We start from the raw sequence: 25,386 nt of genomic DNA, 5'->3' as shown, positions 1-25,386 counted from the left end.
ATCAATAATTTTGATGTATAAACGTGATGATGCGTACTATTTCCTCCTTTACGCTATTCAAGTTACCAAAATAATTGTTATTCATGAAGGAAAACGCATAGCGTTTTCCACTGGCACTCAGCAGAAAACCACTTTGTGCGTACACGCTATTAATAGTACCTGTTTTTGCCCAGACGAATGGCTGGCCTTTCGGCAGGGAATAAAGATTTCGCAATGTTCCACTGGAGCGTCCTGCTGGGAATAGCCGAAGCAGCTCTTCTTCCGTCCTGACGGCTTTTCTTAACATTAATAATAGTTCGATCATGCTTCGTGGCGTCACCTTATTATAGAAAGACAATCCACTGCCATCGTATAGGTCGACCTCGTTCGTGAACAATGAATAATAAGTGGTAGACATGTAGGCACGCAACCGTGCCGCATTAAACTGATTAAACAGGAGAAATGACGCGCCATAACACAGCTGCTCCGCCAAAAAATTATCACTGTAAAGCATCATCTCACGCAATATTTTTTTTGTAGGCATACTGTAAACATATTGCACATCGGAAGGCATGCTGTAGCCTGCCAACACCGTGACCGGGCGGTGCAACGTATCTTGGAGTAAAGTAACAAATAGATCCGAACTGTAGATAAAAGGTTTGTGAGACACAAAGCCTGTGCGTATACGATAGCTAGTCATATCAAAATAATTCTCATGCGGGTGCCGGTTGATGTCGAACCCGCCAATACCCGGCTTTACGCTTACATTGGCTTCAAAATAGCGAGGTATTGTCCGCAATTGTCCACGAACATTTCTGAATTGCACGGTATTGCCATAAATAGGAAAGCTGGTGATCTCGGGTTGAAAGTCATTCTGATAATCTTCTGCTGCCCAACCATCTCTATACGCTGGCTCAAGTATTTGAGCAGGTGCATAAAACAGTTTATATGGTGTCTTACTCAGAAAAGTATAGACTTTGCCAGTATCGAGCTTGCGGTGCAAAAAGGTGGGATCTCCCGTTCCCCAAAAAATCAATGAATCTCCACGGATCACATAAGCTAATCCTGGAATGGAATCTCCTAAATGTTGCAAGCTTTGCAACAGCGTAAACAATTTGGTATTGGAGGCAGGCGTAAAATACACGTTTTCATTAACGCCGTATACATAACGTTTTTCGTCGATATCGTACAGGGAAAAGCCATGCAAATGCTGCTGTAAAACGGCAGATTCTTGAAACAACTTTTGAATGGATTCCTCGTGTTGTGCGTGGGTGAGATGTAATACCGGCAACATGAGCAATAGTAGAAACCATCTGATCATAAACGTAAACATACAGAAAAAAACAATTTACTGGTTCTACCTGTTCTCTTAATGTAACAATAAAAGGAGATTATTATGAGTACACAGGATAATGCAAACAAAGACCCAAAATTAACGGAAGATAAGGATCCTAAAAAACAAACGGAACAAGAGCACACCGAATCTGGTAAAGGTGATGGATACGTACCTCCTACACCAGAAGCGCCTTCCGCACATAATGCGAGAGAACACAATGGACCGATTACCAACAAGAATCCAGGCGGTCGAAGAGAATAATTTTTTAGAAGGCGAATAAAGCGATTTATTCGCCTTTTTTGATGCAATAATTCTGATAGCTTTTATCTAATTACACGACAAAATTTGTATAGTGTTGACATTTAGCTTGTCTACACCAGACAAGAGGCATTTCCCGGCATCAAGATATTGTTATCGATAAATAATTATTTGATATACTCAATACCGTCGTTTAAATTATTAAACCATGAAGCAATCGCTTGATGTTTTAGTGTGTTGTATTTTGTCAAATGCTGCCTTGCCACCCGACAGTGCGATCGTCTGATTGAAGCTGTACGATCTGACCTTTTTTTCGGTATAGGCAGGCGTACCGCTCACCCTGGTTTTTATTATAAAAATACTATTATAAGTTAAAAAAATTACGTAATTCGATTCTCTTTGTTATGTTTGGATATCTTTCAATTAAAGAATCGATTATGAATGCTATCCAACCCACCTGTCTCCGCATCTCAATATTGTTTCTGCTGACTGGTACTCTGTTTAATTCCTGCCGGAAAGAATCCGACTGGAATCCCGAGGAGAATCCGACCGAAGAATCGGTACTGGCTACCGCCAAGGCTTGGTATAGATCAGTGGCAGCACATGCCGATACGACCGGCAACCTGGATGTCCGGCAACTACGCCCCGACTGGGACAGGTACATGCTGGACACCAACTCGGCGGGTCGCCCCTGGTTGTCCGTGCCGCTCAAGGGAAACCCCGACAGTACGGCCTACCTGACAGAGCTATCGTTAGTCATCGACCATGCGGGGGAAGTCCAGGGAATCATCAAAGAGTACGGGGGCAACCCGTATGCGGGCAACACGTCGCTGACTATCTACACGGTGGACGGCAAGGCCTTCCTGCGGGGCATGTACCGCCCGGGCAGGAAAGCGATGCTGCTGCCGGGAGATCCTGCAGATCCCTTTGCGATCAACCTGAGAATGCAGCGCGTGACTAGAGTGTCCGGTGGCGGCGGACTGAGAGCCTGCGTGGACTGCACCGGGGATATGATCGAGATCGAGGAAGTAACCGTCCCGCCCCCGGGAGGCGGCCATTGGAGCCCCGGTCAAGACCCTCCGCAACCGTCAGTTCACGAGGACCGGCCGAGTGGAGGTGGCGGTAGCGGGGGAGGTAACAATAATGGCGATGGGAATATACCAGTGCCGCCACAACCGAAAAGCCCGATCGATATCGAGGAGGTGGAGATCACACGCCAAATCAAAGACAAGCCCTTCGCACTATTCATAGACATCCCCTGCCATATCATCAGGAATTGGTTAGCTACCGCAAAGCACCCAGTGCTCCAAGCGCAGCTGACCAAGTTGAATAGCATCGCCAGACAAACCACTAGCCGTGGCGGGATAACGACCAAGACCGTGGCTCAGCTTCAGGATATCAACAATGCATACAGCACAGTCGTCAATATGGATTACTTCCCGGTGACGATCAATCAGCTGCCTGTCGTGAACGGCTTGCGGCTTACGGCTCCGCAGTTCATCGACCACATCCGCAGGAATCTGAACAGCTTTGTAAACACCTCATACGCCCACTTCTCGCCGTACAACTGGTACGGGACTGATGACCGGGGGCTTTGGAACTCGGGCAATCCCCTCGGGGCTGTTGTCGGCATAGACATTGCAGGTCCGGACAATGGTTCGGTTATCGTGAGCAACTACGGATCGCATGGCTGGACATTCTCCACGATCTACGACCCAAAGTATGGACAACATCCGGTCAGCGGACATAGGGATTTCGGCTATACACAAAATGCGAATGGATCTTATACTTTTTATACCAGAGGGGTGGATAGGTTGACAAGTTGGGATGGAGAATTTGCAAGAAAGTATGCGAAGGAATTTCCGTTTAGGCAAGCCGACGCTCTATGGAAATCCTTTCAGGACAAGATCAACGAGTTCGTGCGTTCGCACGGCGGCAGTGCCAGCTCAGATTCACCGCAGATCCACCGTCCGGATTGGCAGCAGGTAAAAGATGTCTTGGAAGGCAGGGCCCCCTTGAGTACATTGAGTAATGATTGTTAGGACTAATCTGTCTTTTTATGTTATTTAGAAAAATACTGCTAAATTTAATAGTCGGATTTTATGTTTTCCCTTTGTTTTTGCAAATAAAGTATTGGATAGACTTTGATCTGAATTTGATAGAACGGTATGGATCGGTCTTAGGGGCGCTAACGATTGGAATATTCGGAGACCCCTTTTACTGGGTAATATCGATAGTTTTTTCGGTAATGATATTGCTACCATTTCAATTGGTAAAAGACCACTATACCGGCATGGGTAAAAGCCTTTCTTTCGGAAAGAAGGTTTTTGCTCTCTCCTTGCTAATTTCCATTTTGATTTGCCTTTTCGGTTCATTCAGTAACATTTGGACAATCCCGTGGTATTATAATTTTATTTACATCGTCTATGCATTTGGTTTCGGCTTGCTGTTTACCACTTTACTATACGTCATGGTAGACCGATACGTGGAGAAAGGGAAAACTCGCTGAGCATAAGGCTAAAAGATCGAAGACAGACTTACTAAGTTGGGATATTGGCTAAATCTGAGGAATTTACGCGTGATAATATGGGAAATGGATTTCCGTTTAGGCAAGCAGACGCGTTGTGGCAATCTTTCCAAAGCAAGATCAACGAGTTTGTACGCTCGCATGGGGGCAGTGCCAGCCTGGATTCACCGCAGATCCACCGACCAGACTGGCAGCAGGTGAAAGATGTGTTGGAAGGTAAAGCACCATTAAGTACACTGAGTAAGGATTGTGATAATTAGGATAGTATATTATGAAATGTATAAAAATCATTGTTAACATTGTTTTAGCTTTATTTGGTTTTCCGCTTATTATGACAGTTCGATATTGGTCAAATATTATTCAAGGAAAATATAAATATTACGACGCCTATTTTGACACACTCGGCGAATATGTTTACGTGGTGGTCTTGCACCCCTTGGCATATCCTTTGGTGCCGATTCTATTTCTTTTGTTTATTCTTACACCGTTTCAATTGATAAAAGATCAGCAATACGCAAAAAGCTGTGTTCGATATTCCTATTTAAAAAAAGTACTGATCTTCACTGCAATCATATTAATTTCCATCATTTTCTTCGGTACGTTTAGTAATATTTGGTGGATTCCGTGGTACTACAATTTCGTCTACGTCGGATGCGCATTAGGCTTCGGGCTGATTTTTACGACCATCCTTTATTTTACGGTTGATGTATATGTTGAAAAAAATATACCTACAAAAAATGGCAAAGTATCTAATGCAAGAAGCTCATAGATAGACTCTGCCTGCTTTAGTCGGTCGCAGTAATCCAGGATCGAATCCATCCAAACCGAATAAAGGAACAGAAGTGTGCGGGTAGAGAACAGCAGAAGCATCTTGATAGCGGTGTTTTGCATTCAAGACAAGATCAACGAGTTCGTGCGTTCGCACGGCGGCAGTGCCAGCTCCGATTCCCCACAGATCCACCGTCCGGATTGGCAGCAAGTGAAAGATGTCTTGGAAGTTAGGAAACCCTTGAGTACGCTGAGTAATGACTGTTAGAGATAAATCCGTGTCTATAATATTTAGAAAATTTTTGGCAAACGCTTTATCAGCGTTTATCATTTTCCCGCTGTTTCTTTTTCTGAAAGACTTAATGGTAATTGACCTGGATTTCTACCGGCCCGATTTGGGCCATGAATCGGCTGCGGACTACCTCTCAGTTTTTTTTTCGGCATTACGTACTCTCTTCAATTCCGTTTTCGATCATAATCCTTTTTTTGATACTGCTCCCTTTCCAATGGTTAAGCGGACTACCTCTCAGTTTTTTTTTCGGCATTACGTACTCTCTTCAATTCCGTTTTCGATCATAATCCTTTTTTTGATACTGCTCCCTTTCCAATGGTTAAGCGGACTACCTCTCAGTTTTTTTTTCGGCATTACGTACTCTCTTCAATTCCGTTTTCGATCATAATCCTTTTTTTGATACTGCTCCCTTTCCAATGGTTAAAAGACAAGAAAAGTAAAGACGGAGACGCGTTGCCGTTCTTTCACAAGTGGCTATGGATGGTAGGCCTCATTTGCACAATGATCATCTTGTGGGGGAGTTTTAGCAATATTTGGATTGTCCCTTGGTGGGAAAATTTTATTTACTTGTTTTTCGCAGCGGTTTTTGGTTTGGTGCTCACCACCTTTTTGTACGTCACCGTAGACCGGTACGTCGAGAAAATGGAAACTCGCGGAGCATAAGGTGAAGGGATTTTCAGCAGGATAATATGGAAAATGGATTTCTGTTTCTTCAAGCCGACGCTTTATGGAAATCTTTCCAGGACAAGATCAACGAGTTCGTGCGTTCGCACGGCGGCAGTGCCAACTCTGATTCTCCGCAGATCCACCGTCCGGATTGGCAGCAGGTGAAAGACGTCTTGGAAGGCAGGAAACCCTTAAGTACGCAGAGCAATGATTGTTAGGAATAAATCTCGGAAATGCTATACAGAAAAATTCTTGGTAATATCATAGCAAGTTTGCTATTCAATCAGGCTTAGCATGTACAATAACCTGATTAGAACTTAGAATATTCTATGATAGGAAAGATGGTAATTGTTCATTACAAGCTGTTTCGATAAATAGAAATGGTATCTTTGTGCGGTAAAACATTCTCATGGCAAATACTTCGCAGACCCTCCATTATAATAACAGACATCTTGACGGATATGATTTCAAAAAACTCACGGCAGCAGAGCCTGCATTGAAGGAATTTATCATGACCACCCCTCGTGGCACTGAATCCATTGATTTCAAAAATCCAGAAGCGGTATTTACGTTGAATAAAGCTTTACTCGCCGCATACTACCAGATTAAAGGCTGGAAGCTGGTGGCCAATAGCTTGTGCCCACCAATCCCAGGGCGCGCAGATTACTTGCATCATCTCACCGAACTTATTCCTGACGATAAACCGATGCGTATTTTGGATATCGGCACGGGTTCCAGCTTAATTTACCCACTGTTGGGTGCATCGATGTTTCCCTGGAGCTTTACGGCGACAGATACGCACGCTCCCTCTTTGGATAATGCGTATGAGATATTAGAAGCAAATCCGCAAGTAAAAAAGAGAATCTTGCTTAGGCACCAGCCGGATAGTACACAGATTTTAAAAGGTGTAATTCGTCCTCAGGATCGTTTTGATGCGATTATCTGTAACCCGCCGTTCTATAGCTCTCGGGAGCAACACTGGAAAAAAGTGGTCAATAAAAATGACAAATTGCACCAAGGCAAAGGTTTACCAGTTCAGAATTTTGGAGGCCTGGCCAATGAATTGTGGCATGACGGTGGTGAGAAGGCATTTGTTACTCAACTGATTTACGATAGCCTTACTTACAAAGATCAACTTACTTGGTGCACCGCATTAGTGGCAGATAAAGATCACTTAAAACCATTGATAGCCGTGTTGGAGTATCACAAAGTACCGCAAATTGAAATTATTGCCATGCAACAGGGACAAAAAATTTCTAGACTACTTGCTTGGCGCGTACGCTAAGCAAGTAGTTGCGCATCTAATTAATTGCCTAATTCCGACATAAATTTGATGCGCATCAATTGAATATCCTCATACGTGTAGTCCGCCTCGCCCAACTCATTAAGTGCGCTTTTCACCGTATCAATATCTGCCGATAGAAAATACTCGTACACCTCATCTTGGCGATCCTGGTCGATCATTTCATCCACGAAATAGGCAATATTTAATTTAGTGCCCGAGTTAACGATGGATTCTACCTCGCGTAGCATATCTTCGTAACTGATCCCTTTGGAAGAAGCAATGTCATCTAGCCCTATCTTCCGGTCTATATTTTGAATAATAGACACCTTCAAGGCCGATTTGTTGGCAGTACTCTTGATCACCAAGTCTTGTGGACGATCAATATCATTATCCTCCACGTATTTGCGAATGAGCTCCGCGAATGGTGCCCCAAACTTCATGGCTTTACCACTTCCTACGCCATGTATCTGCTTTAGCTCGTCTATTGTAACGGGATAGTGTGTACACATTTCATCCAACGAGGGATCTTGAAATATCACAAATGGTGGCAAAGATTTCTGCTTAGCAATTTTCTTGCGCAAATCTTTCAGCAATTGCAACAATGCTGTATCCAAGGTACTTCCATTCGGGTTTATCAATGAGATCGAAGAGCCAGATGAATCCGCAGCTTCCATGGGTTTGTTGAGCACAAACTTCATAGGATACGGATTTGTCAAATATTTATTTCCGGACTCTGTCAATATCAATAATCCATAATGATCTATGTCTTTCTTAATAAAATCTGCCAGTTCAGCTTGTCTGATAACAGATTTCCAGTAGATCACACCCTGCTCTTTTCCTGTTCCGAAAAGTGGGTGTACATCGTGTTTGTAGGATGAAACGGGTTGGTTATTTTGTCCCATCATCACATTAATGATGTGATGATCATCAAATTTATCGCCCTGCTCCTTAATGAAGCCTAACACTTGCAAAATGGCAGACTCCGCATCCAAATAGGTGCGTGAAGACCGGCAATTATCACACATACTGCTACAGCCCGTCTCATCAAAGGATTCTCCGAAATAATGCAGAATTTGTTTCCTTCTACAGACCGCAGACTCAGAATAGTCAATGACTTCTTTTAGAATTTGTGTACCTATCTCCCGCTCTGCCACGGGCTTATCTTTCATAAACTTCGTCAGCTTCTCAATGTCCTTTTCCGAATAAAAAGCAACACAAACCCCTTCGCCACCATCACGACCGGCACGACCGGTTTCCTGATAATAGCCTTCCATGGATTTCGGAATATCGTGGTGGATCACAAATCGTACATCTGGTTTGTCGATGCCCATTCCGAAGGCGATCGTAGCGACAATCACTTCCACATCTTCCATCAGAAACTTATCTTGTGTATCTGCACGCACTTTGGCATCCAGACCGGCATGATAAGGCAGCGCTTTTATGCCATTAATATTTAAGACTTCCGCAATCTCTTCCACCTTCTTGCGACTTAGGCAATACACGATTCCTGTCTTGCCAGCATTGTTTCGAATAAAACGTACGATCTCCTTTACTACGTCGCGTTTAGGGCGTACTTCGTAATATAAATTAGTTCGATTAAAGGAAGATTTAAATAGACTTGCATCGTTCATTTGCAAGTTCTTACGAATGTCTGACTGCACCTTTGGTGTAGCTGTTGCTGTTAAGGCAATAATGGCTATATTGTCTCCTATTCCGTTGATGACTTGCCTGATTTTTCGGTATTCCGGACGGAAATCGTGCCCCCATTCCGAAATACAGTGAGCCTCATCTACCGCCACAAAAGATACTGTGATATTGCGCAAAAACTGGATGTTATCCTCTTTACCCAACGATTCTGGAGCAACATACAGTAACTTGGTTTTTCCTTGTATCACATCGTCTTTGACGCGGGTAACTTCACTTTTGGTTAGGGAAGAATTTAAGAAGTGTGCGATGCTATCACTACCACCAAAAGCCCTCAATTGATCGACTTGATTTTTCATCAAGGCAATTAAAGGTGAAATGACAATGGCAGTACCTTGACTCATCAAGGCAGGAAGTTGATAACAGATTGATTTACCACCTCCGGTAGGCATGATCACAAACGTGTCTTTTTTATTTAACACATTCGTAATAATCGCTTCTTGATCACCTTTGAACGTATCAAACCCAAAAAATTCTTGCAAGTTATCAAATAGTGATTTTTCTATATCCATAGAATTAGATGAAATATACAGATGTATGCACTCAATATAAAATCTGTCGAACACGTAGGAAAAACAGTAACATAAAATTACACTTTTTTTGATTGAAAAGCAATACGAAAGACTAAAAGGATCTTGTCTGTACCCTATGAGGCATTACATCGGCTATTTCTGAAATGTCAAATAATCGGCGTATATTCGTATAATTTCGAAGGTCTTAAAGTGTAATATTTGTATCGATAAATAAATGAATTATACATTTTACCGACACAAAACAATACTTTTGGTCTGAGAATTGAAGGGATAAACGTAAAGAACTAGTTAAGATGAAAAAGATAAGCAGTGTAATTGTAGCGTTCGTAGTTCTTGTAGGTCTGACATCCATGTCATTAGTACAAGGCACATTTAAATTCAGTACAGAAACTCACGATTTTGGTAAGATTCCGCAGAACAAGCCAGCATCGTTTGAATTTACCTTCACTAATGATGGCGATTCGCCTATTATTATATCCGAAGTAAGACCTACCTGCGGATGTTCGGTAGCAGATTTCACGAAGGCTCCTGTAAAACCGGGAGAGACTGGAGCAATCAATGTAACTTATGACGCGAGTGTTAAAGGTCCTTTTACAAAATCATTTATTGTAAAATCTAATACCAACACACCGGTAAAGAATTTGACGATCAAAGGAAACGTAGAATAGAGCAATCTTTTCACACTCGATACAGTTTAAAAGCTACTCTTTTGTTAAGGGTAGCTTTTTTTGTATTAACGAGTTTTCCTCGCACAACGTCGATATATCCGTTTTTCAAGACTACGCAAATCAGGAATTTAGTAACTTAGCGCAAAATTTAAGAGTACTATGCCAACGATATCATCACGCGGACATCAGATGCCCGCCTCTCCCATCCGGAAGCTTACGCCGTTTGCCGATCAGGCCAAGAAAGATGGCAAAAAAATCTATCATCTAAATATTGGACAACCCGATATCAAAACGCCAGCTGGCATGCTGCAAGCCATTCGCGATATTGATTTTGATGTGTGGGCTTACACACCATCTGAAGGTACGAGCACCTATCGCAGCAAACTGGTAGAATACTATAATAAGTTAACATATAATATCAGCGCAGATCAGATCTTGGTCACTAATGGAGGATCAGAAGCCATTTCGATCGCTATGCAGGCTTGCTTAAACCCGGGAGATGAGATCATCATCCCAGAACCATTCTACGCAAATTATAATGGGTTTGCCTGTCCGGCAGATGTGACTCTTCGCCCAATTATGTCGTATATAGAAGATGGCTTTGCCCTACCTAGTATTGCTGAATTTGAAAAAGTGATCAGCGATAAGACCAAGGCAATTGTAATTTGTAATCCCAACAACCCAACTGGCTATTTGTATTCTCGCGAAGAGCTAGAGGCATTGAAAACCCTTTGTCTGAAATACGATTTATATCTTTTTGCCGATGAGGCGTATCGTGAATTCTGTTACGACAATAAAGAGTTTATTTCGCCAATGCACCTGGATGGTCTTGAAAACCATGTGGTCGTATTTGATACGGTTTCTAAACGCTATTCCGCTTGCGGTGCGCGCTTGGGTTGTTTAATTACGAAGAACGCCGCGCTTTATCAGGTAGCATTGAAGTTTGCTCAAGCTCGTTTATCCCCTCCCGCGGTAGCACAGATAGCAGCTACTGCGGCGGTAGACACACCACAAAGCTACTTTGATGAAGTATTGGAAGAATATACTGAAAGAAGAGATCTATTAGTGGCGGGATTAAATGCCATACCAGGCGTATATTGCCCTAACCCAGGTGGTGCTTTTTATGTGGTAGCCCGTTTTCCGATTGACAATTCTGATAAATTTTGTCAATGGATGTTAGAATCATTTGAATACGAAAACGAAACGGTAATGATGGCTCCAGCAGCAGGTTTCTATAGCTCCAAAGATGCCGGACAAGACGAAGTTCGTCTGGCCTATGTATTACATCAAGAAGAGCTAAAGAAAGCTTTGGTTTGTTTGGAGAAAGCTCTAATTGCTTATCCAGGGAGAACCACGATAGCAGAATAATAGGCTATTCCGTAATACAAGAAAATCCTACTGAAAGTATTATTCAGTAGGATTTTCTTGTATTAAGCTATCGGTAAGAATACGTTTGATGATGCGCAAACGATGGGTATACGTTTTCAGCTTGGCATTATAGATCCCGGTCGTATCTATCTGATCAATGCGTACATTAGCGGAGGCATGCAAGATTGATTCCGGATCTAACAAAATACCTACATGAGTAATATGTCCTTCTTCGTTATCAAAAAAAGCCAGATCACCTACTTTAACCTCCTGCAAAAAATCGATAGTTTCTCCCTGCAATGCTTGCTGGGAAGCATCTCTGCTTAGAGAAACGGCAAAATGCCGAAATATCAATTGCACTAGCCCAGAACAGTCAATTCCAAAACGGCTTCGACCTCCCCACAAGTACGGTGCACCTAGATAGTAATCGATCAATTTGGGAAACTCGTCTTCAAAATCAAGTAGAGAAGGTTTTCGTATAGATCCTTGTATTAAGCAAGTTTGATCGTCTAAGATCATCTCTTCCGCATTAGGCAATACACATCCATGCAACAGCGGAAATGGTCTATTCTCTCCTATTGTAACGATGGCATCCTTCACATCAACAATGGTAAAATCAGTCGAAGCTCTTTCCAGCGTAGCATATTGTCCACGTTGTATCCATCCTTCATAGGCTGGATCGGCACATTTGATCAACAGCCATTCCGGACGTTCTTCGAGAATCGTGAAGTATTCTCCAAAAAGCAGTTGGGAGACCTGCTCGCTACGATGTGAAGGTTCTGCCCTAAGCGGAACTATAGATAAATTACAAACAGCCTGTCTTTTCATTGCTGCAAGTTAGGGGTATTTTCTGATTCCTTTATGAAGGGAAATACAATAAGATGCGGGTAATTATCTCGATAATAAAACAAAAAAACCATCCTACTGGTTATTCTGTTAAGAACAAAACTAAAGCTATTTACAAGATGGAAAATAAATTTGAGAGAATACTGATTGCGCTTGATGACAGCCCCTGTTCTGAAAAGGCAGTGGAATATGCGAAACCATTGGTAAATGGCTGGCAGTCAACGGTAGCTTTGTTAACGGTGACGCCAGTAACTGCTCCCGCCAATTTTGGAGCCGATCCATTGCTTGGACAGCAGCCTATTGTAGTACCTGAGGTTTCGGAAGTACAACAGAACGCTGCCGAACGGCATCTAGAAGGCTTACGTAGTCAGTTCTCTGGCGCGAAAGAGATTACCATATTCAATACAATTGGTACCGTACGCGACGAAATTCTGACTACCGCCGAAGAGTGGAAAGCAGACTTGATTATCATGGGTACAAATGGGCGAACTGGATTTGATCATTTCCTCTCGGGAAGTGTTGCAGAATCCGTCATTCGTAAATCCACTTGTCCGGTATTGGTTGTACCAGGTCACTCTGACGAAGAATAAGATTTAGTTTTTTTGAAAACGAGCAATATACATCGAATCCGCTTGTTCTCCGTAACCTAATAGGTACTCTTCATGGATTAATTGCAAGCCATAATTCTGTTTCACATAAGATGTAACGACTTCATTTTCATCAGCAAACACCGAACAGGTAATATATAGTAATTGTCCTCCTGATTTTAAAAATGGGAGGACATTTCTTATAATATCGCGTTGTAAATGAGAAAAACGGGATAGTGATTTTGCATCAAACTGCATCATCATCTCCGGTGTGCGCCCCCAAGTACCTGATCCGGTGCACGGGGCATCGACAAGGATTCCATCAAACTGCTCTCCTTCCATCAGGTGGATTACCGGTTGCGACAGGTCTAAGATCTTTTGCCTGTAATCTGAATTACTAATGCCCGCCTGCTCAAAACGTTCTTGCAAATTACGCAAGATGGTCAGGCGAATATCGGACACCAACAGCTTGATACCTGGACATTGATCCAACATCATCAGAGATTTGCCACCAGATGCAGCACAGCAATCCCACCAGGCTTCTCCGGCTTGTAGATGGAGCAACGATTGCGTACGTTGCGATGATAGATCCTGTACCTCGTACATACCTGCAATTTCGCGGATACCGGCTACATTAAAGCCATTCGGAAATGCGATTGTCTGCCCGTTCACGTGCTCATGCGGCACTTCTGCTTGTTGCAGTACACGCAATACTTGGCTGAGGTTAGCTCTCTTTACCCGAATAAATAGCTTTGGTTGGATGAATAGACTGGGAATGAAAATCGCTGTATTCACTTCGGAAGAGACATCAGATAATACCCGGAAGACGTCTTGCAGAAATTTGCCGTACCGTTCTTCCACCAATGCGATCTTTTCTTCCACTGGCTTGGCGATCTCTGTATTCCAAGCGGGATATTTGACCGATACCACATCACTTTTTTGTTCGCACAAGAATTCGGCAACGACCAACTTCTCTTCTATATCCAGATCAGTAAAAGCAGCGCCTAAACGAAAATAATTATAACATAAACGAGAGGTAATACGTCTGTCCGTAGACCCCATTTGCCGATTCGACTTGTAGAATTTTGTCAAAAACCGGGACAGTGGTTCGCCGTATCGATAATTTTCCAGCACTTTGATCGCGTTCCGGATTTGATGCATTACCCGTTTCTCCAGCATAGTATCTTTTAGCGGGCTTGGAATTTACCAAAGCGATACTCCATCAGACTAACGCCAAAATTTACATAGCCCCAACGATCGTTACGATTGAATTTATAGCTGCTATACAATCCGTCAAAAGTTTCTTTATTGATATACTCCGCGTAATCGTTGCCGTATTTCTGCAATAGATTACCAAAATAAGTTCCCGAGTCGAAACCTTTGTAGGCATGATCGGATGGTTCTATACCGTAAGCATTTTTGTACGCAGATTGAAAGCTGCGTGTTGCGTTCGACAATGGATTCAAATGACTTTCCGAGGTGATTACCGGACGATAGAACGTAAAGTTACTGTATGAGCTGAAATCTACCCGACTCCAAAGTGGATGTCCATAAAGACGGAATTCCATATTGTCAGACAGCGATCGTTCGTCCATTACATTCAACATCGCCTTCAGCTGATTTCTATCCGTAGTACCGCTGATAATATGGTACACCACGCCTGAAGTCAATCTTTCGTTCAGTTCAGATGGGGATGACACCGATAAAACCTCCGCATAAGGAAGTCGTTCTTTGATATCATCGGGAAATCCTTGGATAAACTGTTGATGATCGCTATTTGCAGAATTATAAATGACAACAACATCGCCATTTTTATAGTTTTTTGCCAACTCGGCAGATACCGCACGCATGTGAATACTGATGGGAGGCGTTACCGACACCAAATTGGGAAGGTTAAACTCTGTCGGCATAGTCGCTGCCAAAGGATTGACCTGCAACACGCGATTATTGGAATTCATCATTGCAGCACTAAACGATTTGATCTCTGCCGGATAAATGGGCCCTACAATAAGCATGGCATCCTTAACTTCCTGAGATCTTGCCAAATTGGCGTTGTGCCCTGCATTATCGCGAGAATCCAGTACTTGCAGTTCAACGCGCTTATTGGATTTTGCGATTTGCTGTAAACCCATCTGAAATCCCTGATAGAAATCTAATGCCAGCGCGGAGCGTTTTACATCCTCTTCCGAGACCGCGCTGGAAGCTACCCTATCCAGTTGAAAAGGTAGAATCAAGGCAATCGTACCGCCAGCATACAATTTTGCTTTCTCCGAAACAGGCTCTTCGAGATCACGTGACTTATCTTCACGAACAGCTTCCGCTTGATCTCGCGTACCATCCACACGACCTGTTTTCTGACCAGGCGAACGTAAAACCCCTGTAGTCGTCTTAGGCGAACAAGATGATACCGCTATCAGCGCGGCAAAAAAACCTATTAGATAAGTACACTTCATTTTTTTCTTTATTTTATTCCCACTCTATCGTTGCGGGCGGTTTTGAACTGATATCGTACACCACGCGGTTGATGCCTTTCACATGGTTGATGATCTCATTGGATATCTTAGCCAAAAGATCATACGGTAGATGAATCCAATCGGCAGTCATCCCATCTAGAGAACCTACTGCACGTAATGCGACTACATGTTCGTAGGTGCGCTCATCGCCCATCACTCCTACCGATTGTACTGGCAAGAAAATGGTGCCTGCCTGCCAGATTTTATCGTACCATCCTGACTCACGAAGATTACGAATGTAGATGTCATCTGCTTCTTGCAAAATTCGTACCTTTTCAGCAGTTACATCGCCCAAAATACGAATACCGAAACCAGGACCTGGAAATGGATGTCTGCCTAAGATAGTAGGATCTACTTCCAGCGTCTTTCCAACACGCCTTACTTCATCCTTGAACAACGTTCTTAACGGTTCAATGACATTCAGCTTCATATAATCTGGTAATCCACCCACATTATGGTGTGATTTGATGGTTGCCGAAGGTCCATTTACGGAGATAGACTCAATAACGTCCGGATAAATAGTACCCTGCCCAAGCCACTTCGCCTCTACACCATCCGGCAATTCTGCCTGAATTTGTTTCGCAGCATCATCAAATACATCGATGAACGATGCACCGATAATTTTACGCTTTTGCTCCGGGTCTGAAACACCAGCTAATTTGCTGTAAAATTGTTCTTTGGCGTTTACGCCTTTGATATTAAGCCCCATATGCTCGTAAGAATCCAACACTTGCTGGTACTCATTCTTACGTAATAAACCGTGATCCACGAAAAAACAGTGCAGCTTATCTCCAATAGCTTGGTGCAGCAATACGGCTGCTACGGTAGAATCCACTCCGCCAGATAAAGCCATGATGACGTGATCGTTGCCCAATTGTGCTTTCAAGTCGGCTATAGTCATTTCTACGAAGGCATCTGCTGTCCAGTCTTGTGTACAACCACAGATATTCACGACAAAGTTTTTCACCAATACCTGTCCGTCGGTACTATGCGTTACCTCCGGATGAAACTGAATTCCGTACGTACGAGTACCTTCGATATGGTAAGCTGCTACGCGTACCTTGTCGGTACTTGCGATCACGCGAAACGTAGAGGGCACTTCTTTAATGGTATCTCCATGCGACATCCACACCTGTGATTGTGTAGGAATGCCAGTCAACAATGGATTCTCCTGATCAACATATAATAAATTTGCTCTTCCGTATTCTCTAATCTCGGAAGGCAAAACCTCTCCCCCAGAATGCTGTGCCAGATATTGAGCGCCATAACAAACGCCCAGCACGGGGTAATCCCGCATCATAGCAGCGTAGTCTACTTGCGGTGCATCTTCCTGACGCACAGAGTATGGACTACCTGAAAAAATGATACCTTTAACTGTTTCATCGAAGGTAGGGATGTTATTAAATGGATGAATTTCACAGTAAACATTCAATTCGCGCACACGACGCGCGATCAACTGCGTATATTGTGACCCAAAATCGAGGATAATAATTTTTTCTGACATGGCGCAAAGTTACATATTCAGGATGAGTTTTACACGGCGAAATCTTCTTACCTTAGCATTTACACTTTTCTTAATAAGCAGATATGAAATTTGGCAGCGTTACAGACCCATCATCTATTGATTTCTCCCTTCCCAATACGCCATCAGCAACGCTGGAACTACTGAAAGCGCATCAATCAGACGCGCCGTTTGAGGTATTTGTTGGCTGTGCCAAATGGAATAAAAAAGAGCTCAAAGGATTTTACCCGCGCGGCACTAAAGATGAACTCGCGTACTATGCTACGAAATTCAATTCTATTGAATTAAACGCGACATTCTATAACTCTCCCTCCAAGGATCAGGTGCAAACCTGGAAAGACAAGACCGGAAAGGATTTTAAATTTTTCCCTAAAATTCCTCAATCTATTAGTCATTATGGCCGCTTGCTTAATACCGATGAAAAAGTAGAAACCTTTGTAGATGCCACCGTGCTATTTGAAGATAAGTTGGGAATGGCTTTTTTACAAATGCACGATAACTTTAAGCCCAAAGATTTTGAACGATTGGAGTCATTTCTGAAAAACTTCCCCGCGGGATATCCTTTAGCGATAGAAGTGCGTAATGAAGCTTGGTTTAGTGATCAAGAGGTTGCTGCGCGCTATTATTCCTTGTTGGAGAAAACAGAAAAGACCAATATCATCACCGATACCGCCGGACGTAGGGATTTATTGCACATGCGACTAACTACACCAATTGCTTTTGTGCGTTATGTGGGCGCCAACGCTCCTTCTGATTACACACGCTTAGAAGATTGGGTGAAACGCATCCGCGAATGGAGAAAGGCTGGATTACAGAAACTGTATTTCTTTATCCACCAGAACATGGAAGTCGAATCCCCCATGCTAGCAGATCATTTCATCAAACTGATAAATAAATCCTTTGACTTGAATTTGAAATTACCGAATGCTGACAAATTATTTTAAAGTTTATTTGGAGATTAACGAATACTCTACTAAGTTTGTAGAGTATTCAGAATTGCCTGACGCAATACCAACCGAGTTCGCAGAACCGCGGTGGTTTTTATAATACGGGATTCATTCCAAAACAGATTATATTGCCGTTCTGAATACGATTGATGGTTTCACCTTTAATAATTGTATTGTATGCAAACTCCAAACGAACTGTACCAGCATTTGGTTCAAAATTTTCACCACTATTCCGTCAAGGAGCTCGTTAACTTGAATAACGATCTCGTCCGAAACAAATCCTGGGGTACACAAAAAGCAGCTTTTAGAACTGCCGTATTGAACAGTCTTGCGCGTAAAGGCGTAGATCTGTCGCGCATCGTATCTCACGACGATGGGTTTACCACTATTCAGCTAGTACCCGTTGAGTTGGGTGACGACAACACCTTAATTCCGCTTGCCTGTTAGTTATGAACCCGTGTTTATTGATGCGTAATGGCATAAAGTGCAAAAGTTCCTAACCAGTGTGAGCCCATGTAATCGTCTTCCTTGGTAAGGTTTGGTAAAGAAAAAGCCATGTGCTCATCGGCGATTGTACGCAGATGTGCTAACGCCGGAACTTGATGCGCAATGCCATACAGACAGGCTGCACGACTATAGTTTAGGCCATCTAGGTGGACTAGCTGACCGTCGGTGCGATCTTTCACAATAGCAGGTTTCAACTGAAAATCAGCTTCATACATTTGCGGCAGAAAGGCATGAAGCCAGGTTTCATATGCTTCTCTATCTAAAACTTTGCTCATCAGATAGGCTTCCTCCAGACAAGGCGAAAGAAAGTCTGAACCACTCGGCTCATAAGAAAAGTCACAGTTTTTATCCTCTTTATATAGGCGAGTAGCATGTTCTGCAATAATATCGGCTAATGCTTCGTCTTCAACCGTCAATGCGTAATCGTACATCAATGACAGACCAAAAGCGGTATTGTCATGCTTTCCACTACGGATGGGATAAACTAACTTAGGCAAGTAATCCAACAACTTACCTCGCAGAAGATCGACCATGGGTTGCAAAGATCTGCTCCATCGCTGGGCATCGGCATCGTCCCATGTTACCAACTCTTCCTGCAACTTAAATAACCAAGCCCAACCATAAGTACGCTCAAATGAGAGGTTGTTTTTATCTTCAAAGAAAGCCTTCTCAATAGCCGCGTTCTCATCCGTGATTAGCGCATTCAATGTGCTACGCACCGCACCGTCTTGATCCAGGTTATCGAAAGATTTCATCAATTTGATGATAGACCAATAGCCATGTACCGATGAGTGCCAATCAAAACATCCGTAAAAAATAGGTCGCAATGCACGCGGTGGTTTAAGATCAGCATCGCCTCCTAAAGACTGCCCCAATTTATTGGGGTATTCTACCGTAATACAATGGACCGGCATATCAAAAATAGTCTTCGCCTGCTGTTGGCTCAAAGCAAATTTTGGAGTTGGCTTTTCAGTCGCGACTGCTTTTTTGTCGTTAGTTTGGTTATTCTGGCAGGAAAACAAAAAGCTACTGGCAAATAGGAACAAGATTAAGAAAGCGAACTTACCTATTGTATCACGTATGATCATGTATTAAATCTATAATATAAATAATGAAACACTAAAGATAGTAAATTCAGTGATGTGTACAGAAAGGCCTACTCAATATTTTACTTTAATGGATAGTATCTATTTAGCAACTATGACACCTTAATAAACGATGATAAATCGAATGTTATAGTTGAAACCAATAACCTTTACGGCACGCTATTTGGCAGATTTATATTTTTTAATAGGACGATACAAATAACAATATGACATTTCAGGAAATAATAAACAGTGATAAGCCCGTATTAGTAGACTTCTTTGCCGAATGGTGTGGGCCATGTAAAATGATGCCGCCCATCTTAGAAGAATTAAAGCAACGTGTCGGTGACGAAGCCAATATTATCAAAATAGATGTAGACAAAAATCCAACCGCAGCGGCGGCGTATCAAGTACAAGGCGTGCCTACGCTCATTATTTTTAAAAAAGGAACTGTTCGTTGGCGCCAATCTGGTGTCGTTCCTGCGAATGAGCTGGAACGACTGATCAATGAAAACAAATAATTGGAGACAGGAGGATCCGTTTCGCAATAAATATCGACTTTTATTAGCTCCTATTCCAGGTTGGCGGATCCACCTGTAATAGGTGTTTGACGAAGAAGTCGCGACGTTTGCGTTCACCAAAATCACCTCCCGATGAGTGCCCCATACCAGGCACCATAATAAAATCATGATCTTTGCCATGCTTGATTAACTGATCCACTAACTGGTACGTGGACGATGGATCTACATTGTCGTCCAGTTCTCCTACGATTAATAACAGCTTTCCTTCCAAAAGATGGGCGTTTTCTACATTCGAACAGGCAATGTACTCTGGCCCCACAGGCCAGCCCATCCACTGCTCATTCCACCAAATTTTGTCCATCCGATTGTCGTGACATCCGCAGGATGAGACACCCACTTTGTAGAATTCGGGATGAAAAAGTAAGCCTGCGGTAGACGATTGTCCACCCGCTGACGTCCCGTAAATACCTACGCGTTCTAAATCCATATAGTCATATTGCGCTGCCGCTGCTTTCATCCAGGCGATGCGATCTGGAAAGCCTGCGTCTTTTAAATTTTTCCAAGCCACATCATGAAATGCTTTTGAACGGTGCGAGGTACCCATGCCATCAATCTGTACGACAATAAAGCCCAACTCCGCCAGCTCGTGCATGCCGGAAGGATTCGCAAAAAAAGACTTCGGCACGAAGGCACTGTGCGGACCGGCATAGATATACTCAATAACCGGGTATTTTTTCTGTGGATCAAAATTGGAAGGTCGAATAATAACCCCCCAAATATCCGTTTCCCCGTCGCGTCCCTTCGCTTGAAAAACCTCTGGCTTTTGCCAGCCAGTTTCTTCCAATGCGCTTAGGTCGGATTTCTCGAGATCCATCAGCATTTTTCCATCTTTCGCATCACGCAATAAAGCCACCGGAGATTGGTCAGCACGCGAGTACACATCCACAAACAGTTGGTGCGAAGCGTTGAAATACGCCTGATGATTGGCTTCTTCTGGTGTTAATTCCCGCAAACCTTTGCCATTCATGCCGATCACATAATAGTGAACTAAGTAAGGGTCCTCTCCTTTTTTCATACCACTCGCCTGAAAATAAATCTCTCGTGATACTTCATCTACATGCGTCACCCCACGCACCACCCAATTACCTTTGGTGATCTGATTTTTTACTTGCCCATTACTGGCATCAAAAAGATATAAGTGATTCCATCCGTCGCGCTCTGATGCCCAGATGATCTCGCCCGAATCTTCGAGGTCTTTGCGGTATTTCTTTCCGCTATAATCAATAAACGTAGGGCTTACTTCTGCGATAACACTTCTGGTAGCACCGGTAGTCGCAGATAATTCCAGAATCTCGTAGCGTTGATGTCCACGTTGATTATACTCAAAGGTGATCGCTGTATTATTTTTATTCCATACAGGAGGTGTCAGCGAAAATTGATTACTGATTAGGGTAGCATCTACCGCTTTGAGATCTCCGTTTTCTACATCTAGGATAGTCGGTGTATATTGTGGCAAAGCATCGCCAGGCTTTACGTAATCCCTAGTTTGCAATTTCGGCTGCAATTGATCGAGAGGGGAAGATTCTAATAAGGTAAGCTGCCGAACTTCTGCCTTGCGTACGCGAAAAGCTGCCAGTTTGCGACTATCGGCAGACCAGTATAAGCGGGAAGAATAATAATCGCCCGGACTGCCGTCGTAGGTCAGCTGACGCGCAGCATCGTTATTATTGTCTTCCTTTTTTCGCACATACACATTGTTATTTTTGATAAAAGCGACGTAGGTGTCGTTCGGTGAAACGATGGGCTCTCCTACTGCGTCGTCGCCACGGCGACCCCAGTAACCACCACTATGCTCCGTGTCCACCTCTTTTAACTTAGTCAATTTCTTCTGCGCATTATCCCACTGCCAACTGTTTTTTCCGGCAGAAAAGCTTATGCTTTGCGCGTCGAGCACTTCAAAATCCCGCTCTGAAATATCTTCCAAGCGTGTGGGTTTCCCAAGTTGCTCAGAAAGTTGCGTAGTCAATGCTGCCGCATCGACCTTCACCTTCGTTTTACGAGTGGCATCTACCAACACATAGGTGCTACCGGCATCGCGCAAACGCACACGATAAGCAAAGGCATCACCCGCTTTGGACCAGGTAATTTGTTGCGGAACCTGATATACTTTATTGCGGGTATGTTCTCGCATTTCTTTCGAACGATCGTAATCTTCCGCCCCACCCTGCGCAAAGCCGGATGCGAGGTAAAAGGTAGATAAGACCGCAACTAGCGTTATTTTCATATCACTTGATTCTTCTTTTTAATTAAATAATACAAAGGAATGCCGGCCAGTGTAATGCCGATACCAGGCCAGGTAAACTGTGGTTTATAGATAACCAGCAGTACAATGAAAGACAATCCCATCAAAATATAAATCGCCGGCAGAACAGGATATCCAAAAGCACGGTATGGCCGAGGTATATCCGGTCGTTTTCTCCGTAAAATAAATACACCGATAATGCACAACATGTAAAAGATCACGACCACGCAGGTAATCATATCGAGCAGATCTCCATAACGACCTGTAAGGCACCACAGTGCAGCCACAATTCCTTGAAACCATAAAGCATAGGCCGGCACGGAGTTTTTATTCAGTTCTCCCGTCTTTTTAAAGAAAAGGCCATCTTGTGCCATCGAATAGTAGATACGGGCACCGGCTAAGATGAGTCCATTATTACATCCGAAGGTGCTGACCATAATCATAATGGCTAATATAGTAATGCCTACCGGACCAAAAATTTCTTGCGCAGCGACCATGGCCACGCGATCTTTCGGAGCAGCAGCCATTTCGGACAAGGGCAAAACGCCCGTGTACATCAGATTCGTCAGCAGGTAAACTACCGTAACAATCATGGTGCCCAATGCTAAACTCAATCCAATATTACGTTTTGGGTTTTTAATTTCCCCGGCCACTGCAGAGGATGTATGCCAGGAATCACTACTAAACAAAGCGCCAACCAGCGCCGCTGAAAGTGCACCTAGTGCTCCCATAACAGTATAGTCGGTATAAAAGCCCTCCTTCGATAAATTTTGTAACTTCCAGGTATCAGCGGTGCCCCAGTTCTGCTGCCATACATCGCTATCGAATGCCCAAAAGCCGAAACCTACTAATAAGACTAGGCTCAAAAGTTTTAATAGGGTAATAATCGTTTGTATGGATTTTCCATTTTGCACGCCCAGGGTATTGATGAACGTGAGTAAAAAGATGACAGCGATGGCGAGCACCTGTGCATACGATATTTCATAAGTACCTAGCGACCACAATATAACGTCTTCGTCGAGTATAGGAAAAAGGTAGGCGGTAAACTTAGAAAATGCCACGCCTACTGCAGCGATGGTCGCCGTGTGAATGACGGCGAAAAATGTCCAGCCAAAGGTGAAACTTACCAGCGGACTGTACGCTTCTTTGAGATAGATGTACTGCCCACCGGCGCGCGGAAACATCGCGCTCAACTCGCCATAACTGAGTGCAGCAGTCAAGGTCATAAATCCGGCAATCAACCATACGACCATCAACCAGCCCGCAGATCCTGTATGTCGGGCAATGTCGGATGATACGATGAATATACCCGATCCAATCATGCTTCCAGCCACCAGCATGGTGGCATCCAGCAGACCTAAAGACTTTTTAAATTCTGGAGATTCGTTATTCATAATGAGGTGCGTTAGTCGTTAGTTAGCTGAATAGAATTTCCATACTGGTTTATAATTGAGAGGTACTTTTTGATCCGTCAATATTGCGCGTAGCATCTCCATCGGCAAGTAATTCTCCTTGATCACGCGATCATGAAATTCCGCATACGACATCTTCCCGCCCCCAACGAGTTCGTCGCTAATGCTGAGCAATTGCAAGCCACCGATCATATACGCTAATTGATACAATGGATCGTACGATCCTTCAAAAGAACGCTTCACCTCACCATGCGCATTCGCCGGTTCGTGGCCTACTTCGTTCACCAAATAATCGATGCATTGCTGCGGTGTCCATTCCCCCAAATGGAATTTGATGCTAAAGGTGATGCGGGCACAGCGGTGCATGCGCCAAAAAAGCATACCGATACGTTCTTCCGGTGTTTTGGCAAATCCCATTCTGTACAACAGTAACTCCCAATACAACGTCCAGCCTTCTGTCCAGAATGGCGTATTGAAATGCTGCGCGCGATACGGTTTGTATCGGCGGTTCATAAAGTACTGTAAGTGATGCCCCGGCACTAACTCATGCTGCACAGTACCTAACGAAAAGTACGGGTTATTGCCCCGCATGCTCATCATTTTCTGATCGTAGGTCATGGTATTCGTTGGATACGAGATACTGATCTCCCGACCCCCTGTGAAAAATGGATTGACCAACTGCCGTTCGGGCGTCATCATAATCATTCCCCAAGTTTCATCCGCCAATGGTGGAATATCCATCAACTGATTTTGTTTAATAAAAGCTTGCGCCTTGTCATACAGTTCATTGATGAGTTCCGGCTGCTTTCCTACCGGAACGTAGGTATTCTTTACTTTTTCCTGTGCTGCCTGCCAGTCGTCGCCAAATCCCATTTCTCTGGATGCTTTCAGCAATTCTGCCACGCACCAGGCCCATTCCTTATCGGCGATAGCCAATAGTTCATCAGCGGTGTACGCAATCATTTCATCTTGCAATTTCTGGTTGAGCATTTTTTTGCCGATTGGCTTCCCGCCAATATTGCTCCCATCGTCATACACTTTCCAATCGCTTTTAGCCGCAAGCACTTCCTTGTACTGATCTAGTTGTGTATTGACATCTGCAAACGTAGTAGGCATCCACCAAGTAAACTCGGTATCGTACCCATTATAAAAGTCAAAAGCGCTAGCCAATCTCTGCTTCACGCTTTCTATCATTTCCGTCAGGAATTGTACATCTGCCGATGGGATGGCTTTGCCATTCTTAATCTGTTCGCTTTGCTGTTCTATTAGCTTAATCGCATGCTGTAAATCCGTAGCTAGCTTCTTCGCATCAACCTCATGTCCGCGACGTCTTTTTTGCTCGAAATCATAGATCACGGCAGCAAAAGGCAAATAATGCTCTAAGCGTTTGTAGGTTTCGAGATCAGCTTGTAGGTCTTCGCTATGCCTTGCTATTTTGCGCTTTAGCAATTGATAATCCACTTGTCCACCCGTTGGTAGGTTTTGGTAATCCACTTCTTCCAATTCTTTGAAATAAGTGCGATCCAATACCAGCAAGCGATTCATTTGTTCTGGAGATGGCGCCGAGCGCTGAAAACCCCATCCTTTCGGCATCGGGCCGTAAAAATAATTGATCGCCTGCTCATCATGACCATATCGGATCACGTAAGGTTCTAGCGGCGTAGTATGTTCATTCATATGTTGAGCTTGGGCAAGCGCGGTCGCTAAGGAGCAAAAACCGATGATTAGTTGAGAGCGAATAGTGATCATATAAGAAGGGT

General features: G+C 43.5%; 23 protein-coding genes and 1 riboswitch. Of the genes, 12 read left to right on the top strand and 11 right to left on the bottom strand.

Features of this window, described 5'->3' with window-relative positions; translation table 11 throughout:
* Position 1 precedes the first annotated feature (1 nt).
* Positions 2-1,300: a D-alanyl-D-alanine carboxypeptidase gene (locus M8998_RS02295; RefSeq protein WP_249990376.1), complete on the bottom strand. Its 1,299-nt coding sequence runs from the start codon at positions 1,298-1,300 to the stop codon at positions 2-4.
* 75 nt (positions 1,301-1,375) lie between these two features.
* Between M8998_RS02295 and M8998_RS02290 the strand changes: the two genes are divergently transcribed.
* The 4 genes from M8998_RS02290 to M8998_RS02275 all read left to right on the top strand — a co-directional run bounded on the left by M8998_RS02290 (position 1,376) and on the right by M8998_RS02275 (position 4,360).
* Positions 1,376-1,576 (top strand): hypothetical protein, encoded by a 201-nt coding sequence (locus M8998_RS02290; RefSeq protein WP_249990375.1) that lies wholly within the window; start codon positions 1,376-1,378, stop codon positions 1,574-1,576.
* 434 nt (positions 1,577-2,010) lie between these two features.
* A complete protein-coding gene (locus tag M8998_RS02285; RefSeq protein ID WP_249990374.1) occupies positions 2,011-3,615 on the top strand; it encodes a hypothetical protein in 1,605 nt (534 codons plus the stop codon).
* Between the two features lie 206 nt (positions 3,616-3,821).
* Positions 3,822-4,082 carry a hypothetical protein gene (locus M8998_RS02280; protein WP_249990373.1) on the top strand — a complete coding sequence of 87 codons (261 nt, stop codon included), beginning with the start codon at positions 3,822-3,824 and terminating at the stop codon, positions 4,080-4,082.
* 77 nt (positions 4,083-4,159) lie between these two features.
* Positions 4,160-4,360, top strand: coding sequence for a hypothetical protein (locus M8998_RS02275; RefSeq protein ID WP_249990372.1), 201 nt, complete (start codon positions 4,160-4,162; stop codon positions 4,358-4,360).
* A gap of 503 nt (positions 4,361-4,863) precedes the next feature.
* Here the strand turns inward: M8998_RS02275 and M8998_RS02270 are convergent.
* Entirely contained in the window at positions 4,864-5,199 is a 336-nt protein-coding gene (locus M8998_RS02270; RefSeq protein WP_249990371.1) for a hypothetical protein, read from the bottom strand.
* A gap of 357 nt (positions 5,200-5,556) precedes the next feature.
* Here M8998_RS02270 and M8998_RS02265 point away from each other — a divergent pair, with 357 nt between their 5' ends.
* Both M8998_RS02265 and rlmF read left to right on the top strand, forming a co-directional pair.
* Entirely contained in the window at positions 5,557-5,823 is a 267-nt protein-coding gene (locus M8998_RS02265; RefSeq protein WP_249990370.1) for a hypothetical protein, read from the top strand.
* Between the two features lie 412 nt (positions 5,824-6,235).
* Positions 6,236-7,111 carry a 23S rRNA (adenine(1618)-N(6))-methyltransferase RlmF gene (rlmF, locus tag M8998_RS02260; protein WP_249990369.1) on the top strand — a complete coding sequence of 292 codons (876 nt, stop codon included), beginning with the start codon at positions 6,236-6,238 and terminating at the stop codon, positions 7,109-7,111.
* A 20-nt stretch (positions 7,112-7,131) separates the two neighbouring features.
* Here rlmF and recQ read toward each other — a convergent pair whose 3' ends face one another.
* Entirely contained in the window at positions 7,132-9,327 is a 2,196-nt protein-coding gene (recQ, locus tag M8998_RS02255) for a DNA helicase RecQ (protein WP_249990368.1), read from the bottom strand.
* A gap of 314 nt (positions 9,328-9,641) precedes the next feature.
* Here recQ and M8998_RS02250 point away from each other — a divergent pair, with 314 nt between their 5' ends.
* A complete protein-coding gene (locus tag M8998_RS02250) occupies positions 9,642-10,016 on the top strand; it encodes a DUF1573 domain-containing protein (protein ID WP_249990367.1) in 375 nt (124 codons plus the stop codon).
* A 159-nt stretch (positions 10,017-10,175) separates the two neighbouring features.
* Positions 10,176-11,384 carry a pyridoxal phosphate-dependent aminotransferase gene (locus M8998_RS02245; protein ID WP_249990366.1) on the top strand — a complete coding sequence of 403 codons (1,209 nt, stop codon included), beginning with the start codon at positions 10,176-10,178 and terminating at the stop codon, positions 11,382-11,384.
* A gap of 39 nt (positions 11,385-11,423) precedes the next feature.
* Here the strand turns inward: M8998_RS02245 and M8998_RS02240 are convergent, their stop codons facing one another.
* Positions 11,424-12,212, bottom strand: a complete 789-nt coding sequence (locus M8998_RS02240) for a C40 family peptidase (protein ID WP_249990365.1) — start codon at positions 12,210-12,212, stop codon at positions 11,424-11,426.
* Between the two features lie 137 nt (positions 12,213-12,349).
* On the opposite strand from M8998_RS02240, the gene M8998_RS02235 reads away from it, so the two are divergent.
* The gene (locus M8998_RS02235; protein ID WP_249990364.1) at positions 12,350-12,820 is read left to right on the top strand and encodes a universal stress protein; all 471 of its coding nucleotides are present in this window, start codon (positions 12,350-12,352) and stop codon (positions 12,818-12,820) included.
* 3 nt (positions 12,821-12,823) lie between these two features.
* On the opposite strand, the gene M8998_RS02230 is transcribed toward M8998_RS02235, so the two are convergent.
* From M8998_RS02230 to guaA, 3 genes are read right to left on the bottom strand one after another with little or no spacing between them, the layout of a single operon-like run.
* Positions 12,824-13,996: an RsmB/NOP family class I SAM-dependent RNA methyltransferase gene (locus M8998_RS02230; protein ID WP_249990363.1), complete on the bottom strand. Its 1,173-nt coding sequence runs from the start codon at positions 13,994-13,996 to the stop codon at positions 12,824-12,826.
* Between the two features lie 8 nt (positions 13,997-14,004).
* Positions 14,005-15,270, bottom strand: a complete 1,266-nt coding sequence (locus M8998_RS02225) for an ABC transporter substrate-binding protein (protein ID WP_249990362.1) — start codon at positions 15,268-15,270, stop codon at positions 14,005-14,007.
* A gap of 13 nt (positions 15,271-15,283) precedes the next feature.
* Positions 15,284-16,834 carry a glutamine-hydrolyzing GMP synthase gene (gene guaA, locus M8998_RS02220; RefSeq protein WP_249990361.1) on the bottom strand — a complete coding sequence of 517 codons (1,551 nt, stop codon included), beginning with the start codon at positions 16,832-16,834 and terminating at the stop codon, positions 15,284-15,286.
* A gap of 83 nt (positions 16,835-16,917) precedes the next feature.
* Between guaA and M8998_RS02215 the strand changes: the two genes are divergently transcribed.
* Positions 16,918-17,796 carry a DUF72 domain-containing protein gene (locus tag M8998_RS02215; protein ID WP_249990360.1) on the top strand — a complete coding sequence of 293 codons (879 nt, stop codon included), beginning with the start codon at positions 16,918-16,920 and terminating at the stop codon, positions 17,794-17,796.
* Between the two features lie 37 nt (positions 17,797-17,833).
* Positions 17,834-17,930: riboswitch (SAM-I-IV-variant riboswitch) on the top strand.
* A gap of 46 nt (positions 17,931-17,976) precedes the next feature.
* Entirely contained in the window at positions 17,977-18,246 is a 270-nt protein-coding gene (locus tag M8998_RS02210) for a 5-oxoprolinase (protein ID WP_249990359.1), read from the top strand.
* A 14-nt stretch (positions 18,247-18,260) separates the two neighbouring features.
* On the opposite strand, the gene M8998_RS02205 is transcribed toward M8998_RS02210, so the two are convergent.
* On the bottom strand, positions 18,261-19,394 hold the full coding sequence (locus M8998_RS02205; protein ID WP_249990358.1) for a DUF2891 domain-containing protein: 1,134 nt from the start codon (positions 19,392-19,394) through the stop codon (positions 18,261-18,263).
* Positions 19,395-19,618: 224 nt separating this feature from the next.
* Here M8998_RS02205 and trxA point away from each other — a divergent pair, with 224 nt between their 5' ends.
* Positions 19,619-19,912 (top strand): thioredoxin, encoded by a 294-nt coding sequence (gene trxA / locus M8998_RS02200; RefSeq protein WP_249990357.1) that lies wholly within the window; start codon positions 19,619-19,621, stop codon positions 19,910-19,912.
* 43 nt (positions 19,913-19,955) lie between these two features.
* Here trxA and M8998_RS02195 read toward each other — a convergent pair whose 3' ends face one another.
* The 3 genes from M8998_RS02195 to M8998_RS02185 are packed head-to-tail and all read right to left on the bottom strand — an operon-like array spanning position 19,956 to position 25,375.
* Entirely contained in the window at positions 19,956-22,196 is a 2,241-nt protein-coding gene (locus M8998_RS02195) for a S9 family peptidase (RefSeq protein WP_249990356.1), read from the bottom strand.
* On the bottom strand, positions 22,193-23,608 hold the full coding sequence (locus M8998_RS02190; protein ID WP_249990355.1) for an APC family permease: 1,416 nt from the start codon (positions 23,606-23,608) through the stop codon (positions 22,193-22,195). The genes M8998_RS02195 and M8998_RS02190 overlap by 4 nt, the downstream gene beginning before the upstream one ends.
* An 18-nt stretch (positions 23,609-23,626) precedes the next feature.
* Positions 23,627-25,375, bottom strand: a complete 1,749-nt coding sequence (locus M8998_RS02185; protein WP_249990354.1) for a DUF885 family protein — start codon at positions 25,373-25,375, stop codon at positions 23,627-23,629.
* Between the last annotated feature and the right edge of the window lie 11 nt (positions 25,376-25,386).

The organism is Sphingobacterium sp. lm-10 (assembly GCF_023554555.1).
Lineage (GTDB): Bacteria > Bacteroidota > Bacteroidia > Sphingobacteriales > Sphingobacteriaceae > Sphingobacterium.
The sequence above is the reverse complement of the archived record's forward strand: the minus strand, read 5'-3'. Positions and strand labels throughout refer to the sequence as shown.

What these genes read in the sequence shown, in the direction of transcription:
- M8998_RS02295 (WP_249990376.1), bottom strand. Translation starts at nt 1,300, where the DNA reads ATGATCAGATGGTTTCTACTATTGCTCATGTTGCCGGTATTACATCTC.
- M8998_RS02290 (WP_249990375.1), top strand. Translation starts at nt 1,376, where the DNA reads ATGAGTACACAGGATAATGCAAACAAAGACCCAAAATTAACGGAAGAT.
- M8998_RS02285 (WP_249990374.1), top strand. Translation starts at nt 2,011, where the DNA reads ATGAATGCTATCCAACCCACCTGTCTCCGCATCTCAATATTGTTTCTG.
- M8998_RS02280 (WP_249990373.1), top strand. Translation starts at nt 3,822, where the DNA reads ATGATATTGCTACCATTTCAATTGGTAAAAGACCACTATACCGGCATG.
- M8998_RS02275 (WP_249990372.1), top strand. Translation starts at nt 4,160, where the DNA reads ATGGGAAATGGATTTCCGTTTAGGCAAGCAGACGCGTTGTGGCAATCT.
- M8998_RS02270 (WP_249990371.1), bottom strand. Translation starts at nt 5,199, where the DNA reads ATGATAAACGCTGATAAAGCGTTTGCCAAAAATTTTCTAAATATTATA.
- rlmF (WP_249990369.1), top strand. Translation starts at nt 6,236, where the DNA reads ATGGCAAATACTTCGCAGACCCTCCATTATAATAACAGACATCTTGAC.
- recQ (WP_249990368.1), bottom strand. Translation starts at nt 9,327, where the DNA reads ATGGATATAGAAAAATCACTATTTGATAACTTGCAAGAATTTTTTGGG.
- M8998_RS02250 (WP_249990367.1), top strand. Translation starts at nt 9,642, where the DNA reads ATGAAAAAGATAAGCAGTGTAATTGTAGCGTTCGTAGTTCTTGTAGGT.
- M8998_RS02245 (WP_249990366.1), top strand. Translation starts at nt 10,176, where the DNA reads ATGCCAACGATATCATCACGCGGACATCAGATGCCCGCCTCTCCCATC.
- M8998_RS02240 (WP_249990365.1), bottom strand. Translation starts at nt 12,212, where the DNA reads ATGAAAAGACAGGCTGTTTGTAATTTATCTATAGTTCCGCTTAGGGCA.
- M8998_RS02235 (WP_249990364.1), top strand. Translation starts at nt 12,350, where the DNA reads ATGGAAAATAAATTTGAGAGAATACTGATTGCGCTTGATGACAGCCCC.
- M8998_RS02230 (WP_249990363.1), bottom strand. Translation starts at nt 13,996, where the DNA reads ATGCTGGAGAAACGGGTAATGCATCAAATCCGGAACGCGATCAAAGTG.
- M8998_RS02225 (WP_249990362.1), bottom strand. Translation starts at nt 15,270, where the DNA reads ATGAAGTGTACTTATCTAATAGGTTTTTTTGCCGCGCTGATAGCGGTA.
- guaA (WP_249990361.1), bottom strand. Translation starts at nt 16,834, where the DNA reads ATGTCAGAAAAAATTATTATCCTCGATTTTGGGTCACAATATACGCAG.
- M8998_RS02215 (WP_249990360.1), top strand. Translation starts at nt 16,918, where the DNA reads ATGAAATTTGGCAGCGTTACAGACCCATCATCTATTGATTTCTCCCTT.
- M8998_RS02210 (WP_249990359.1), top strand. Translation starts at nt 17,977, where the DNA reads ATGCAAACTCCAAACGAACTGTACCAGCATTTGGTTCAAAATTTTCAC.
- M8998_RS02205 (WP_249990358.1), bottom strand. Translation starts at nt 19,394, where the DNA reads ATGATCATACGTGATACAATAGGTAAGTTCGCTTTCTTAATCTTGTTC.
- trxA (WP_249990357.1), top strand. Translation starts at nt 19,619, where the DNA reads ATGACATTTCAGGAAATAATAAACAGTGATAAGCCCGTATTAGTAGAC.
- M8998_RS02195 (WP_249990356.1), bottom strand. Translation starts at nt 22,196, where the DNA reads ATGAAAATAACGCTAGTTGCGGTCTTATCTACCTTTTACCTCGCATCC.
- M8998_RS02190 (WP_249990355.1), bottom strand. Translation starts at nt 23,608, where the DNA reads ATGAATAACGAATCTCCAGAATTTAAAAAGTCTTTAGGTCTGCTGGAT.
- M8998_RS02185 (WP_249990354.1), bottom strand. Translation starts at nt 25,375, where the DNA reads ATGATCACTATTCGCTCTCAACTAATCATCGGTTTTTGCTCCTTAGCG.